13 protein-coding genes and 3 pseudogenes are annotated in these 12,682 nt (G+C 70.8%); 12 read left to right on the top strand and 4 right to left on the bottom strand.

Annotated features, from left to right (window positions below):
• The first annotated feature begins 29 nt into the window (after window positions 1-29).
• The 8 genes from KBY32_RS13530 to KBY32_RS13565 all read left to right on the top strand — a co-directional run bounded on the left by KBY32_RS13530 (window position 30) and on the right by KBY32_RS13565 (window position 8,337).
• On the top strand, window positions 30-1,055 hold the full coding sequence (locus tag KBY32_RS13530; RefSeq protein ID WP_210980169.1) for an ABC transporter substrate-binding protein: 1,026 nt from the start codon (window positions 30-32) through the stop codon (window positions 1,053-1,055).
• Window positions 1,052-2,167, top strand: coding sequence for an iron ABC transporter permease (locus KBY32_RS13535; RefSeq protein ID WP_210980170.1), 1,116 nt, complete (start codon window positions 1,052-1,054; stop codon window positions 2,165-2,167). Before KBY32_RS13530 ends, KBY32_RS13535 begins: the two co-directional genes overlap by 4 nt.
• Window positions 2,164-2,949 carry an ABC transporter ATP-binding protein gene (locus KBY32_RS13540; RefSeq protein ID WP_210980171.1) on the top strand — a complete coding sequence of 262 codons (786 nt, stop codon included), beginning with the start codon at window positions 2,164-2,166 and terminating at the stop codon, window positions 2,947-2,949. The genes KBY32_RS13535 and KBY32_RS13540 overlap by 4 nt, the downstream gene beginning before the upstream one ends.
• Window positions 2,950-3,252: 303 nt before the next feature.
• Window positions 3,253-4,836, top strand: coding sequence for an ABC transporter substrate-binding protein (locus KBY32_RS13545; protein ID WP_210980172.1), 1,584 nt, complete (start codon window positions 3,253-3,255; stop codon window positions 4,834-4,836).
• 35 nt (window positions 4,837-4,871) lie between these two features.
• Complete coding sequence (locus tag KBY32_RS13550; protein WP_210980173.1) at window positions 4,872-5,840, top strand: ABC transporter permease; 969 nt, start codon at window positions 4,872-4,874, stop codon at window positions 5,838-5,840.
• Entirely contained in the window at window positions 5,830-6,711 is an 882-nt protein-coding gene (locus KBY32_RS13555; protein ID WP_210980174.1) for an ABC transporter permease, read from the top strand. The genes KBY32_RS13550 and KBY32_RS13555 overlap by 11 nt, the downstream gene beginning before the upstream one ends.
• A gap of 50 nt (window positions 6,712-6,761) precedes the next feature.
• Window positions 6,762-7,673 carry an ABC transporter ATP-binding protein gene (locus KBY32_RS13560; protein WP_210980344.1) on the top strand — a complete coding sequence of 304 codons (912 nt, stop codon included), beginning with the start codon at window positions 6,762-6,764 and terminating at the stop codon, window positions 7,671-7,673.
• A complete protein-coding gene (locus KBY32_RS13565; RefSeq protein WP_210980175.1) occupies window positions 7,666-8,337 on the top strand; it encodes an ABC transporter ATP-binding protein in 672 nt (223 codons plus the stop codon). Before KBY32_RS13560 ends, KBY32_RS13565 begins: the two co-directional genes overlap by 8 nt.
• A gap of 92 nt (window positions 8,338-8,429) precedes the next feature.
• On the opposite strand, the pseudogene KBY32_RS35395 reads toward KBY32_RS13565, so the two are convergent.
• The 4 genes and pseudogenes from KBY32_RS35395 to KBY32_RS13575 form a co-directional block, all read right to left on the bottom strand.
• Window positions 8,430-8,528: pseudogene (locus KBY32_RS35395) on the bottom strand (XRE family transcriptional regulator); the annotation flags it as partial.
• A gap of 278 nt (window positions 8,529-8,806) precedes the next feature.
• Window positions 8,807-9,099, bottom strand: a pseudogene (locus tag KBY32_RS35400) (pyridoxamine 5'-phosphate oxidase family protein); the annotation flags it as partial.
• A 255-nt stretch (window positions 9,100-9,354) separates the two neighbouring features.
• Window positions 9,355-9,591 (bottom strand): annotated as a pseudogene (locus tag KBY32_RS13570) (IS5/IS1182 family transposase); the annotation flags it as partial.
• 56 nt (window positions 9,592-9,647) lie between these two features.
• Complete coding sequence (locus KBY32_RS13575) at window positions 9,648-10,193, bottom strand: TetR/AcrR family transcriptional regulator (protein ID WP_210980176.1); 546 nt, start codon at window positions 10,191-10,193, stop codon at window positions 9,648-9,650.
• 170 nt (window positions 10,194-10,363) lie between these two features.
• Between KBY32_RS13575 and KBY32_RS13580 the strand changes: the two genes are divergently transcribed.
• The 4 genes from KBY32_RS13580 (at window position 10,364) to KBY32_RS13595 (ending at window position 12,596) form a co-directional block, all read left to right on the top strand.
• Complete coding sequence (locus tag KBY32_RS13580) at window positions 10,364-11,203, top strand: oxidoreductase (protein ID WP_210980177.1); 840 nt, start codon at window positions 10,364-10,366, stop codon at window positions 11,201-11,203.
• 120 nt (window positions 11,204-11,323) lie between these two features.
• Entirely contained in the window at window positions 11,324-11,662 is a 339-nt protein-coding gene (locus tag KBY32_RS13585; RefSeq protein WP_210980178.1) for an SDR family NAD(P)-dependent oxidoreductase, read from the top strand.
• A gap of 31 nt (window positions 11,663-11,693) precedes the next feature.
• Window positions 11,694-11,843 (top strand): aldehyde dehydrogenase family protein, encoded by a 150-nt coding sequence (locus KBY32_RS13590; protein WP_247689463.1) that lies wholly within the window; start codon window positions 11,694-11,696, stop codon window positions 11,841-11,843.
• Between the two features lie 360 nt (window positions 11,844-12,203).
• A complete protein-coding gene (locus tag KBY32_RS13595; RefSeq protein WP_210980179.1) occupies window positions 12,204-12,596 on the top strand; it encodes a carboxymuconolactone decarboxylase family protein in 393 nt (130 codons plus the stop codon).
• The last annotated feature ends 86 nt before the right edge of the window (window positions 12,597-12,682 follow it).

The raw sequence follows: 12,682 nt of genomic DNA on the forward strand, positions 1-12,682 counted from the left end.
CGAGGAGCGCGGACTCCAGGAGGCTTCACGTGTCCCAGCTGTTCAGCCCTGCCCGCACGCGCGGGTTCCTTCGTGCCACGGCAGCTGCCGTGGCTCTGTCGTCAGTGTTGCTGACCACGAACTGCGGTGCGGCCGACGAGAGCGGCGGGGACGCGAAGGCCACCGCGGCCGTGCCCGCGGGTTTCCCGGTCACCGTCGACAACTGCGGTGTGAGGACGACGTACGACAGGCCGCCGTCGCGGGTGGTCACCATCCATCAGCACCCGGCGGAACTCATGCTCGCCCTCGGCCTGAAGGATCGTATGGTCGGCACGGCCTTCCCCGACTCCGCGGTGCTGCCCGAGCTGAAGGAGGACTACGAGGCGGTTCCCGAACTGGCGCGGAAGGAACCGTCGTTCGAGAAGGTCCTGGATGCCGAACCCGACTTCGTCTACGGCGGCTACGGCAGCGCCTTCGCCGAGAAGGAGGGCCGCTCCCGCACGGCGTTCGCCGACGCGGGCATCGACACCTACCTCAACCGTGAGTACTGCGGCAAGAAGAAGGTGACGATGGAGGACACCTACGACGAGGTCCGCACCATCGGCAAGATCTTCGGTGTCACGGACCGGGCCGACAAGCTGGTCACCGACCTCAAGAGCCGCGTCGGCAAGGCCGCCGGCAAGGTCGAGGGCGAGCCCGACGTACCCGTCTTCGTCTACGACAGCGGCGACAAGGCCGCCTTCACCGCGGGCGGCAAGAGCCTCGGCACCGAGCTCATCCGGCTGGCCGGCGGCGAGAACGTCTTCGCCGACCTCGACGACGTCTTCGGCGACGTCTCCTGGGAGCAGGTCATCGAGCGCAGACCGGAGGTCATCGCCGTCTACGACTACGCGGGTGCCGGAAGCGTTGAGCAGAAGAAGAGGTTCCTGCTGTCCCAGCCCGCACTCGCCGACGTCCCCGCTGTCAGGAACAAGCGGTTCGTCGTGCTGCCGCTGACCGCCACGCTGGTGGGAATCCGCTCGGCGTACGCCGTCGACGATCTTGCCCGCGGACTGCACCCCGAGAGCTTCCGGTGACCCGGACCACCACCGTCACGTCCGTCGAGACGCGAGTCCGACGACGGAGGACCACCGAGCCAGGAGAGGGCCGAACCCGGCTGGCCGTCACACTGTTGGTGCTCACCGCCCTGCTCGTCGTCTCCGCCGTCACCGGACTTGCGATCGGCTCCGTCCAGGTGCCACCCGCCCAGGTGTGGGGCATCGTGACGCACGCACTGGGTGCCGACTGGCAGCAGCCGGACTGGTCGCGGGCCCGGGAGACCATCGTGGTGGACGTGCGAGCGCCGCGGGTGCTGCTCGGGGCGGTCACCGGCGCCGGCCTCGCGGTGGTCGGCACCGCCCTTCAGGCGCTGGTGCGCAACCCGCTCGCCGAGCCGTATCTGCTCGGCGTCTCCTCGGGGGCGTCCCTCGGCGCGGTCTCCGTCATCGTGTTCGGAGTCACCCTTTTCGGTCCGGTCTCCCTGCCGGTGGCAGCCTTCGTGGGGGCGTTGGGGGCGCTGCTGCTCGTGTACGCCACCGCCCGCACCGGCGGACGCATCACCTCCTCCCGTCTCGTGCTGTCCGGCGTGGCGATCGCCGCGATGCTCACCGCGGTCCTCGATCTGTTGTTGCTCACCACCGACCGGGGCAACGAGACCCGCGCGGTCCTCGCCTGGACCCTCGGCGGTCTCGGCGGGGTCGACTGGGGCACGCTGTGGCTGCCGAGCACGGCCTTGCTGCTCGGTGTCGGCGTCCTGTTGGCGCAGGCCCGCAACCTGAACCTGCTGCTGGCCGGCGAGGAGGCGGCCACCACCATGGGGCTGGACGTGGCCAGCTTCCGTGCCCGGCTGTTCGTCCTGCTGTCCCTCGTCACGGGCGTGCTGGTCGCGGCGGCCGGGCCGATCGGCTTCGTCGGCCTGATGACGCCCCACATCGTGCGCCTGTTCGTCGGCGGCGACCACCGCCGGGTCCTGCCGACGGCGGCGCTCGGCGGAGCGGTCTTCCTCGTCTGGGCCGACATCGCCGCGCGGACGATCGCCGCGCCGATGGAGATACCCGTCGGCGTCCTCACGGCCCTGTGCGGCGGGCCGTTCTTCCTGTGGCTCATGCGCCGGGACGCCCGGCGCGGCACCGACCGAGGTGTGGCATGACCGCGTCCGATCTGAGCGTCGACGGCGTCACGCTCACCGCCGGAGCCCGCCACCTGGTGCGCGACGTGTCACTGACCGCCCGTCCGGGCGAGACCATCGGGCTCGTGGGCCCCAACGGCAGCGGCAAGTCGAGCCTGTTGCGCACCGTCTACCGCGTGCTGCGCCCCGACGCGGGTGAGGTCAAGGTCGACGGAACCGACGCCTGGTCGCTGCCGGTGCGGCAGCTGGCCCGCACCGTGGCGGCGGTTGTCCAGGAGTCGGCAGCCGACTTCGACCTCGCGGTGCGTGAGGTCGTCGCCATGGGCCGCACTCCGCACAAACGGCTCCTCGCGGGTGACACCCCCGAGGACGCCGAACTCATCGACGCGGCGCTCCTGGCGGTCGACGTCGTCCACCTGGCCGACCGCACCTTCGACCGGCTCTCCGGCGGCGAACGCCAACGCGTCCTCATCGCGCGGGCCCTCGCCCAGCAGCCCACCCTCCTCGTCCTCGACGAACCCACCAACCACCTCGACATCCGGCATCAACTGTCCGTGCTCGGCACCCTGCGGCGCCTGCCCGCCACCGTGCTGCTCGCCCTGCACGACCTCAACCTGGCCGCCCGCTACTGCGACCGCCTCTACGTTCTGTACGAGGGTGAGGTCACCGCCTCCGGACCGCCCGCCGAGATACTCACCCCCGCGCTCCTGGCCGAGGTCTATGGAGTGGAGACGGAAGTGGCCGTCCATCCGCGCACTGGCGCCCCACAGGTGACGTTCCTCCCCCTGGAGCCACGCGCCTGACAAGCTCAACCCAGGGCGCCCGGTGACGGCGCGAGCGCAGGCTGTCCGCCGCGCTCCTGACGGCGGCACAGAGCCTGGCCCTGCCCTGTCAGGTAGGGGGCTGCCGCATCGCCTCGATGTCCTGCCCAGAGCAAGACCGGCGGCGCGCGCCGCCTCATGGACGCCGCCTGCCCCCTACGACACCGCCCATGTGAAGGGCCCGAGCAGGCCCTTCGGTACCGGACTGTCCTCTGAGCTGCCCGGGCAGCCTTTGTTGCAAGTAGTATGCAACAGCTTATGATCTTCATTAAGGGTGTGAGGTCCATGACGGTCCGTCGGATACGGACAGCCGCCGCCACGGCGGCCCTACTCACCGGCGTCGCCGCCTGCTCGGCCCCCGGTGACAGCGAAGTCGGCGGCAGAGCCGACTCCGTCGTGATCGGGGTGGCATCCGAGCCGGACACACTCAGTCCCCTGCTCGGCTACGGCAAGGACGGCAACTCGAAGGTGTTCGACGGCCTGCTGGCCCGGGACGCCGACCTGAGGCTGAGGCCCGCCCTCGCCAAGGCCCTGCCCGAGGTCACCGACAACGGCCTGACCTACACCTACACCCTCCGTGACGGCGTGACATTCAGCGACGGCGAGCCTTTGACCTCGGCCGACGTGGTGTTCACCTACGAGACGATCCTCGACGCGAAGACCAACAACACCAGTCGCAGCGAGCTGGACGCCATCAAGAAGGTCCGCGCGGACGGCGACGACAAGGTGGTCTTCACCCTCAAGTACCCTTACGCCCCCTTCGCCGGGCGCACGGTGCTGCCCGTCGTCCCCGAGCACATCGCCAAGGGGCAGGACCCCAACACCGGCTCCCTCAACACCAAGCCCGTCGGCACGGGCCCGTACGTGCTCACTGCCTGGAGCAAGGGAGAGAAGCTCACCTTCAAGGCCAACCCGGGCTACTGGGGCGGCGCGCCGAAGGTGAGGAAGGTGACCATGGCGGTCATCAAGGACGACGACGTGCGCGCCACCCGCCTGCGCTCCGGTGACCTCGACGGCGCGGTCCTGCCGCCCAATCTCGCCGCCACCTTCAAGAGCGACGGCGCGAAGAAGACCTACGAGGCGACGACGTACGACTTCCGCGCGGTCACCCTTCCGCAGGGGAACAAGGTCACCGCCGACCGTGCCGTCCGGCGGGCACTGGACGCCGCGGTGGACCGGCAGGGCATGGTCGACACGATCCTCGACGGCGCAGGACGCCCCGCGTACGGGCCCTTGCCCGTCGACACCCCCTGGTTCGCCAAGGGCATCGAGCGCGAGCAGGACCTCAGCGAGGCCCGGCGGATTCTGGACGACGCCGGCTGGAAGGCCGACGACGACGGCGTCCGCGTCAAGAACGGCCGGCGGGCCTCCTTCACCCTCCTCTGCCCCTCCGGCGACAAGGTCCGCCAGGACCACGCGCTCGCCTACGCCTCCGACGCCAAGAAGGCCGGCATCGAGGTGAAGGTGGAGAGCGCCACCTGGGAGGTCATCGAGCCGCGTATGAAGGACGACGCTGTCCTGGCCGGCTTCGGCAGCACCGGAGACCCCGACTACGGTCTCCACACGCTCCTGCACTCCTCCCTCGCCGGCGACGGCTTCAACAACATGGCCCGCTACGACGACCCGGTCGTCGACAAGGCCCTCGACACCGGCCGCCGCAGCTCGGACACGGCGACTCGCAAGGCCGCTTACGACGAACTCCAACGTGAGCTGCTCAAGAATCCCGGTTACACGTTCCTCACCCACATCGACCACGTCTACGTCCTCGCCGACCGCTGGGACGGGCTGACCACGCAGGTCGAGCCTCATGAGCACGGTTTCGCCTCCGGACCGTGGTGGAACCTCGAGACCTGGCGGCCCAAGAAGTGACGCCGGCCCGCGGAAGATCACTGCCCTGGAGCGCCATGGCTCGACTGGCGGGGCGGCGGCTGCTGTTCGCCGCCCCGATCCTGCTCGTCGTCACGTTCGGCGTCTTCGCGATCGCCGCCGCTTCCCCTTTCGACCCGGTCAAGGCGTACGCGGGGACGGCCGCCCTCGGCGCGGACGCCGAGACGCTGGCACGGCTGCGGGAGAACCTGGGCGTGGACAAGCCGTTCGTCTCCCGCTGGTGGGACTGGCTGACCGCGGCGCTCGGCGGCGACTTCGGGCAGTCCAGCGTGATGCGGCAGCCGGTCACCCAGGTCATCGGTGAACGCCTCGTGTGGTCCGCCCTGCTGTGTGCCATGGCGTTCGTGGTGGCCGTACTGACGGGCACGGTGCTGGGTGTGCTCGCGGCCCGGCGACCAGGGTCGGTCCTCGACCGGGTCGTGACGTCGCTCACCTACGCGCTCGAGGCGGCACCGGTCTTCTGGCTCTCCCTGCTGGCGATCTGGCTGATGGCTCTCCAGTGGGGCGCACTTCCCGCGGGCGGTCTGACCGACACCGCCAGCGAGCAGGTCACCTTCGGGCAGGTCGCCCGTCACATCGTGCTGCCCGCCGGAATCCTCGCCCTCTCCCAACTGCCCTGGTTCACCCTGTACGTGCGTCAGGGCGTCGGCGACGCCCTCGCCGAGGACCCCGTACGCGGCGCCCGCGCGCGGGGCGTGAGCGAACGCACCGTCCTGCTCGGCCACGCCCTGCGCTCCGGCCTGCTCCCGGTCCTCACCCTGGTCGGCTCCCGCGTACCCGAACTCATCACCGGGGCCCTGCTGGTGGAGACCGTCTTCAGCTGGCCCGGCATCGCCGCGGCCACCGTCGAAGCGGCCACCGCCGTCGACTTCCCCCTGCTCGCCGCCCTCACGACCCTGGCCACCGCCGCCGTGCTCCTCGGCAACCTCCTCGCCGACCTGCTCTACGGCCTCTTCGACCCGAGGGTGAAGTTCCATGACATGTGAGGCACCTCAAGGCACCGTCTGGCGGTCGTACGGCACCGATCGCCGCTCCACCAGGACCGTGCGCGTGCGCGTCTCGGCGGCCCTGGTCGCCGCCGCCGTGCTCGCCGTGCTCCTCGTCCCGCCACTGGTCCAGCTCGACCAGCAGGCCGTGGACCTGCACGCGAAGCTGCTGCCCCCGAGCTGGTCGCATCCCTTCGGCACCGACGACCTCGGCCGGGACCTGCTCCTGCGGTGCGTCTACGGCCTGCGGGTCTCCCTGCTGATCGGAGTCGCCGCCGCGCTCACGGCGACCCTGATCGGTACGGCCGTGGGGGCGGCCGCCGGGGCACTCGGCGGTTGGGCCGACCGCGCTCTCATGCGGCTCGTCGACACGCTCTCATCCGTACCCCACCTGTTGCTGGGCATCTTCATCGTCTCCATGTTCCGGCCCGGTGTGTGGCCGGTGGTGGTGTCGGTCGCGCTCACCCACTGGCTGTCCACCGCGCGGATCGTGCGCGCGGAGGTGCTGTCCCTGCGTGCGCGCCCCTACATCGACGCGGCCGTCTCCGGTGGGGCGTCCCGGTGGCGTGTGACGATTCGGCATCTGCTGCCCGGCGTGCTGCCGCAGGCCGCACTGGCCGCCGTCCTGATGGTGCCGCACGCCATGTGGCACGAATCCGCGCTGTCCTTCCTCGGGTTGGGCCTGCCCACCCATCTGGCCAGCCTCGGCAACCTCGTCCAGGGCGCGCGGAGCTCGCTGCTCTCCGGGCAGTGGTGGCCGACCCTCTTCCCGGGCCTTCTCATCATCGTGCCCACGCTCGCCATCGCCGGGCTCGCCGGGGCCTGGCGTGAGCGGATCAATCCCCGCCGTCGATCGGAGCTGATGCTGTGACCGAGCGAACCCCGATCCTCACCGTACGGGGGCTGTCCGTGCGCTTCCTCATGCCAGGCGGGCGGCGGATCGCCGCCGTCACCGACGCGCACTTCGACGTGGCGGCCGGCGAGTGTCTCGCCCTGATCGGCGAGAGCGGCTGCGGCAAGTCGGTCCTCGCCTCCGCCCTGCTCGGGCTGCTGCCCGCCAACGCCCAGGCGGCGGGAGAGGCCCGCATCGGAGACCTGGATCTGCTCGCCGCCGACGAGCGGACACTGGCGCGGGCAGTACGGGGCCGCCTGATCGGCCTCATCCCGCAGAGCCCGGCCGCACACCTCACGCCGGTACGCACGGCCCGCTCGCACCTGGAGGAAACCGTCTCCGCGTTGACCGAAATTCGCGGACGGGCAGCCGTACGCTCCGCTGCCGAGACCGCCGCCGAACGCGCCGCCTTCCCGGCCGGTCACCTCGATCGCTTCCCGCACGAACTCTCCGGCGGCATGGCCCAGCGCGCCGCCACCGCCCTCGCCCTCGTCGGCGACGCCCCCTTGCTCTTGGCCGACGAGCCCACCACAGGTCTCGACCGCGACCTGGTCGAACACACCGTCGACGAACTGCGTCGCCACGTCGACACCGGTCGCCGGGCTCTTCTGGTGATCACCCATGACCTGGCCGCGGCCGAGCGCATCGCCGACCGGGTGGCCGTGATGTACGCGGGCCGCCTCGTCGAAGTCACCGATGCGGACAGCTTCTTCGGGGCCGCCGGCCCCCGCCACCCCTACAGCCGCGGTCTCCTCCAGGCCCTCCCCGACCGCGCCTTCAGCCCGATTCCCGGCACGCCGCCCGAGCTCGGCGACCTGCCCGCGGGGTGCGCTTTCGCCCCACGCTGTGAGCGGACCACCGACGCGTGCACCGCCCTGCCCCAGCCCGCCGACGGCGTCGCCTGCCACCACCCGCACGTACCGGAGGACCTCCGTGCTTGAACTGCACGACATCACCGCCGGATACGACAGAGGAACCCCCGTCGTCCGCAACGCCAGCCTGTCCCTCGCCGCCGGCGAGAGTCTCGGCCTCCTGGGGCCGAGCGGCTGCGGCAAGTCCACCCTCGCCCGGGTCGCGGCCCTGCTGCACCGCCCCGACACCGGCACCGTGACCCTCGACGGGGAACCCGTACAGGGCTGGCGCTACAGCGCCCCACGCCTCCAACGCACCGCTTTGGGGGTCGTCTTCCAACAGCCCCGTCTGTCCGCCGACCCGCGGCTGCGCCTCACCGACCTCATCGCCGAGCCCCTGCGGGCCACCGGCCGGCGTGATGAAATACCGCAGCGCCTGTCCGACCTGGCCCCGGCCGTCGGCCTCACCCCCGATCTCCTGGACCGTCGGCCCCACGAGGTCAGCGACGGCCAGCTCCAGCGCGCCTGCCTCGCCCGCGCTCTCGTCCTGCGTCCGCGCTGGCTGATCTGCGACGAGATGACCGCGATGCTGGACGCCTCCACCGCCGCTGCCCTGGTCGCAGCCGTCGAGGAGTACCGGGCCGCCACGGGCGCGGGACTGCTCACCGTCGGCCATGACCACAGGCTCCTGGACCGCTGGTGCGACCGCACGGTCCACTGGGACGACCTCATCGCCGCAGACGTCGGGGCTTGACGCCCTCGCGCCCTGGGCGGGTGCCGCCGCAGGGTGCTGCCTGGCGCGCAAGAGGTCGTCCCCGCTGAGCCGTCGGGCGGCCTCCGCCGTCGTTCGGGAGCGCCTTGGGTGTCGTCGCCGCTCTCGCCTTGGTGGCCGCGGCGGGCGTCACGGTCGAAGATGCCCAGGCTCTCGCAGGGCCCGCCCTCGGCAGCCCTGCGCCACCCGCAAGGCGCGGATGCGTTGGCGCGCAAGGCCATCGTCCTCGTGTCCCAGGACACCACTGGCGTTTCCCGGATCCGGGTGCACCTCCTGGTCGCTGTCGCGGAACTCCTCCTTGCGCAACAGCTCGGCCTCGGAGACGACGCCGGCCACCCGGTTCCCCGCATCGATGACGGGGAGCGCGCGATCCGCTGCGTTCGCATGGTCCGCACGATGAGTGCACGACGCGCGACGCGCTTCCGATCAAGGACAGGCTCGGCCTGCCGGGTCAGCATTCCTTCGCCAACGGTGGCTCCGACGTCCGCGCCGAAGCCGATGGCAGCATGTCCACACCGCGCCCGCCGACCAGCTCCCGGCCCGTGACCAGCTCCGGCTCGATGCGCACGAGGACTTCCACAGGCCAGGGCACCCAGGAGCGGGGGCCCCTTGGACCAGGTGCTCATGTTCGTCGTGGTCGGTCACCACCGGGGCCGGGTCGGTGCCGACGACGCTCCAGCCGCTGCGCGCCGCAGCGTCGACCTCGTAGGCTTCGAAACCGACCACGGCACCGTCGATGGCGCGGCCCCGCACCCAACCGGTCCACGGCCCGCGCCGGACGGCCGTACAGCCAGGACACCGAAACCGCACCCCAATCCGAACCCGACCCGCCCTCAACCGAAGGCGCGCACTACCGCACCCACATGCATCATGAGCCGGAACCATCCGTCAACGCGCGGGAGTTGCACTCCCTGCCCTGAAGCAACCAGCATGACGCGGTCCCTGTCATCCGCAGACGCGTGGAAGGTGCGCGTGGCCCGGTGACCAGATATGAGCGGACCACCCCGGAGTGGATACCCGTCGGCGATGCGGCATGACGAGTCCTGTGCTGGGACAGCCGCAGCGGGCGATCGTGGTGGTCTTGCCGACGGCGACCTTGGCACCGGATTCCTCCCATGCTTTGCAGTCGGCGCGGTTGCCGGGAAGCGGTCGGCCGACGACGACCACGCGCGTGTCGGCATCGGCGACGACCTGGTGGTTGGTGGAGTACCGGCAATACTTGGACTGCTCGGCGAGCCGCATGCTGGTGTCGCGGTCGTCGGGCTTGCCCTGTTCCGCGGCGGGTGATGGTATCAGGCCGCGCCGAGGCCGTTCAGGAAGGTGGCGGCGACAAGGTCAGCGGCCTGCGGGGGTTCCAGGTCGGGGAACCGGTGGGCGGCGGTGTCGACGAGCTCGTCCAGGATCGTCCGCGCCCAGGCCGCGTCGACGCCGGCGCGCAGGTAGCCCTCGTCCAGCGCGCGGCGGATGAAGGCGTCGAGGCGCGCACTCAGCTCCTCCTGGCGGGCCCGGGCGGCCGGGTCCTTCCGCATCATCAGACGCAGGTCGACCGGCCACTCGCGGCTGACGGGGATGATCCCCTCCAGGTAGCGGTGGAGGGCGACCGGCAGGGGGGACTCGACCAGGCGGGCTTCGTCCAGTACGCGCTCGGAGGAGTCGAGCTTGGCCTGGAAGACGGCGCTGAGCAGGGCTTCACGGTTCGCGAAACGGCGGTGGACGGTCGTCCGGTCCACCCCGGCGGCGCCGGCGATGGCCGCCATGGAGGCGCCCGGGTCCTCCGCCAGGAGTCGAGCTCCGGCGTGGAGGACGGCAGTCAGGTTGCGCGCGGCGTCAGCTCTCATGATGTCGGCATTTTACGCGCGGGCTTCACTTAGCCGCCTAACAGCACGTTGTGAGATGCGACATTGAAAATTACTGCATCATCGATGTTGAAGTTAGACCAATTTCGTCTACAGTGGAGTTGCTTTCCCGTTCGGGGCGGTGAATCAGAAGACGAAACGAGGCACGTGTCATGGCACGAACCTGGCTGATCACAGGGGGCTCGCAGGGCCTGGGCAGGGCCCTGGTGCTCGCGGCCCTGGGGGCCGGCGACAACGTGGTGGTGACTTCACGCAAGCCCGAGGCGCTGGCTTCCCTGAAGGCCGAGTATCCCGACCAGCTGGAGGCGGCGGCGCTGGACGTCACCTCCGCGATCCAGTCCCGGGGCGTTGTGGCCGCGACGCTGGAGCGGTTCGGATCGGTGGACGTCGTCGTCAACAACGCCGGCTACGCCACCAGCGGCTCGATCGAGGACTTTCCCGAGGACGAGTTCCGCGCTCAGGTCGATACCAACTTGTACGGCGTGGTCAACATGACCCGGGCGGTCCTTCCCGTCATGCGCCGCCAGCGGTCCGGGCACATCGTGCAGATCTCCTCGATCGGCGGACGTGTGGGGGGTACGCCGGGTCTGAGCGCCTACCAGACCGCGAAGTTCGCCGTCGAGGGGTTCTCCGAGGTATTGGCGAACGAGGTGGCACCGTTCGGTATCAAGGTCACCATCGTCGAACCGGGCGGTATCCGCACGGGCTGGGCCACGGGTGCCGCGGAGCCCTCCGGTCCCGTGACTCCCGACTACGAGGAGACCGTGGGTCTGTGGCTGTCCCGGTTCGCGGACTACGCCGGCAACGAGCCCGGTGATCCGGACCGCATGGCCCGCGCGATCATCGGCGCCGTGGACGCCGAGGAGCCCCCGCGCAGGCTGCTGCTGGGCAGCGACGCCCTGGAGATCGCCATCAGCTCGGAGGAAGGCCGTCTGGCCGAGGCCGGCAAGTGGGCCGAGGTCAGCCGTTCCACGGACTTCCCCACCACCTGACGGCATTGTGCGCGCGCGGCAGCGGACCGGTCCGGGCACCGGATCCCCGGGCGGCCCCGCCGACCGACCGCCCACCCCGCCTCGCCGGGCCGGCCGCCGGCCCAGGAGGAGCGAGAAACAATGACCAAGACCTTCCTGATAGCCGGTGCCGCCGGGGGCCCGGGCGGCCGTGTCGTCACGGTGGCGCTCGCCGCCGGCCACAACGTGGTGGCGACCGACCTGGCGCCCGACGCGGTGCCCGTTCCCCAGGAGCACCGCGACCGGCTGCGCGTGCGCGCCCTGGACGTGACCGACCCGGCGTCCGCGCGTGACGCGGTCGCCTGCACGGTCGCCGAGTTCGGAGCCGTCGACGTGCTCGCGCACAGCGCCGGCGCCCGAAGTGTGGGCTCGATCGAGGACATGCCCGAGGACGAGTTCCACCGCGATGTGAACGTCAACCGGCGGTATCCGGACCTCTGATCCCGACCGCGCCCTGGCCACCGCGTGTCGGCTGCGCACCAGCACCGTCACGCTGAACGGCTCGCCGATCAGCTTCGACGGTCCCTTGGGCGGCTACAAGGCCAGCGGCCTCGGCCGTGAGTACGGCAAGGCCGGTCTGACCGGCTACGTCGAGCACAAGTCGATCACCTGCCCCCGGTAGTCACACCGCGGCGGGACGGACTGCCGGAGGACGAAGGGCCCGTCCCGCACGGCTCCCCGATCCGCCCACGCCCCAGGGGCCCGCCCAAAAACCTTCGGGGTAGCCCGGCCGTCGCAGTCCGGACGGGACATTCGATCCGTGCCCTGTAGCCCTGACGGTTCACCCGACCGAGCAGACCGATCGCACACGGTGCGAGGCTGGACATCGGCCTCGTACGACGAACAGCCGCCCCGCTGCCCCGGCGAGCAGCACCCCCAGCGAGTGGGAAACCCCACTGACCCGCAGCCGAACCCTGCGCTGCCCATGGTGGCCAGGCCCGCCGGCCCACCGCCCCGCTCGACCGACCGGCAAGGAGCAGAGATGAGTACCGACGACGCCTACGAGCAGGCGCTGGACACCGCAAGCGAACTCCTGGGACAGCGCCTGGAACTGCCGATGAGCCCCGGCGAACCGGCCTCCGGAGTCGACTTCCGCAAGGTCGCAACCGTGCACACGTTCGGGGACTCATGGACCCGTACCGCACTGTCGACGCACGACCGATCCCTGGTCTCCGTCGCCATCGCCGCGACGCTGGGCGCGTTCGAACCACTGCGCGGGCAGCTGCGCATCGCGCTCAACAACGGCGTCACTCAGGACGAGATCGTCGACCTCTTCATCCACCTCGCCGTCTACGCGGGAGCGGCCCGCGCCTTCGAGACCTACCAGGTCGCCTTGTCCGTCTTCGCCGAGAACGCTTCGTCCAACGCCGTCTGATCCGCCAGATCCGGCCTGTGTGGGCAGGAGCCGGCCCCAGCCGAGCCGTTGTGCTTGGACCCATGCGCCGAGCCCTAAGAACGGGG

It is taken from the genome of Streptomyces sp. RK62 (assembly GCF_018070255.1).
Lineage (GTDB): Bacteria > Actinomycetota > Actinomycetes > Streptomycetales > Streptomycetaceae > Streptomyces > Streptomyces nigra.

What these genes read in the sequence shown, in the direction of transcription:
- KBY32_RS13540 (WP_210980171.1), top strand. Translation starts at nt 2,164, where the DNA reads ATGACCGCGTCCGATCTGAGCGTCGACGGCGTCACGCTCACCGCCGGA.
- KBY32_RS13545 (WP_210980172.1), top strand. Translation starts at nt 3,253, where the DNA reads ATGACGGTCCGTCGGATACGGACAGCCGCCGCCACGGCGGCCCTACTC.
- KBY32_RS13550 (WP_210980173.1), top strand. Translation starts at nt 4,872, where the DNA reads ATGGCTCGACTGGCGGGGCGGCGGCTGCTGTTCGCCGCCCCGATCCTG.
- KBY32_RS13555 (WP_210980174.1), top strand. Translation starts at nt 5,830, where the DNA reads ATGACATGTGAGGCACCTCAAGGCACCGTCTGGCGGTCGTACGGCACC.
- KBY32_RS13560 (WP_210980344.1), top strand. Translation starts at nt 6,762, where the DNA reads ATGCCAGGCGGGCGGCGGATCGCCGCCGTCACCGACGCGCACTTCGAC.
- KBY32_RS13575 (WP_210980176.1), bottom strand. Translation starts at nt 10,193, where the DNA reads ATGAGAGCTGACGCCGCGCGCAACCTGACTGCCGTCCTCCACGCCGGA.
- KBY32_RS13580 (WP_210980177.1), top strand. Translation starts at nt 10,364, where the DNA reads ATGGCACGAACCTGGCTGATCACAGGGGGCTCGCAGGGCCTGGGCAGG.
- KBY32_RS13585 (WP_210980178.1), top strand. Translation starts at nt 11,324, where the DNA reads ATGACCAAGACCTTCCTGATAGCCGGTGCCGCCGGGGGCCCGGGCGGC.
- KBY32_RS13595 (WP_210980179.1), top strand. Translation starts at nt 12,204, where the DNA reads ATGAGTACCGACGACGCCTACGAGCAGGCGCTGGACACCGCAAGCGAA.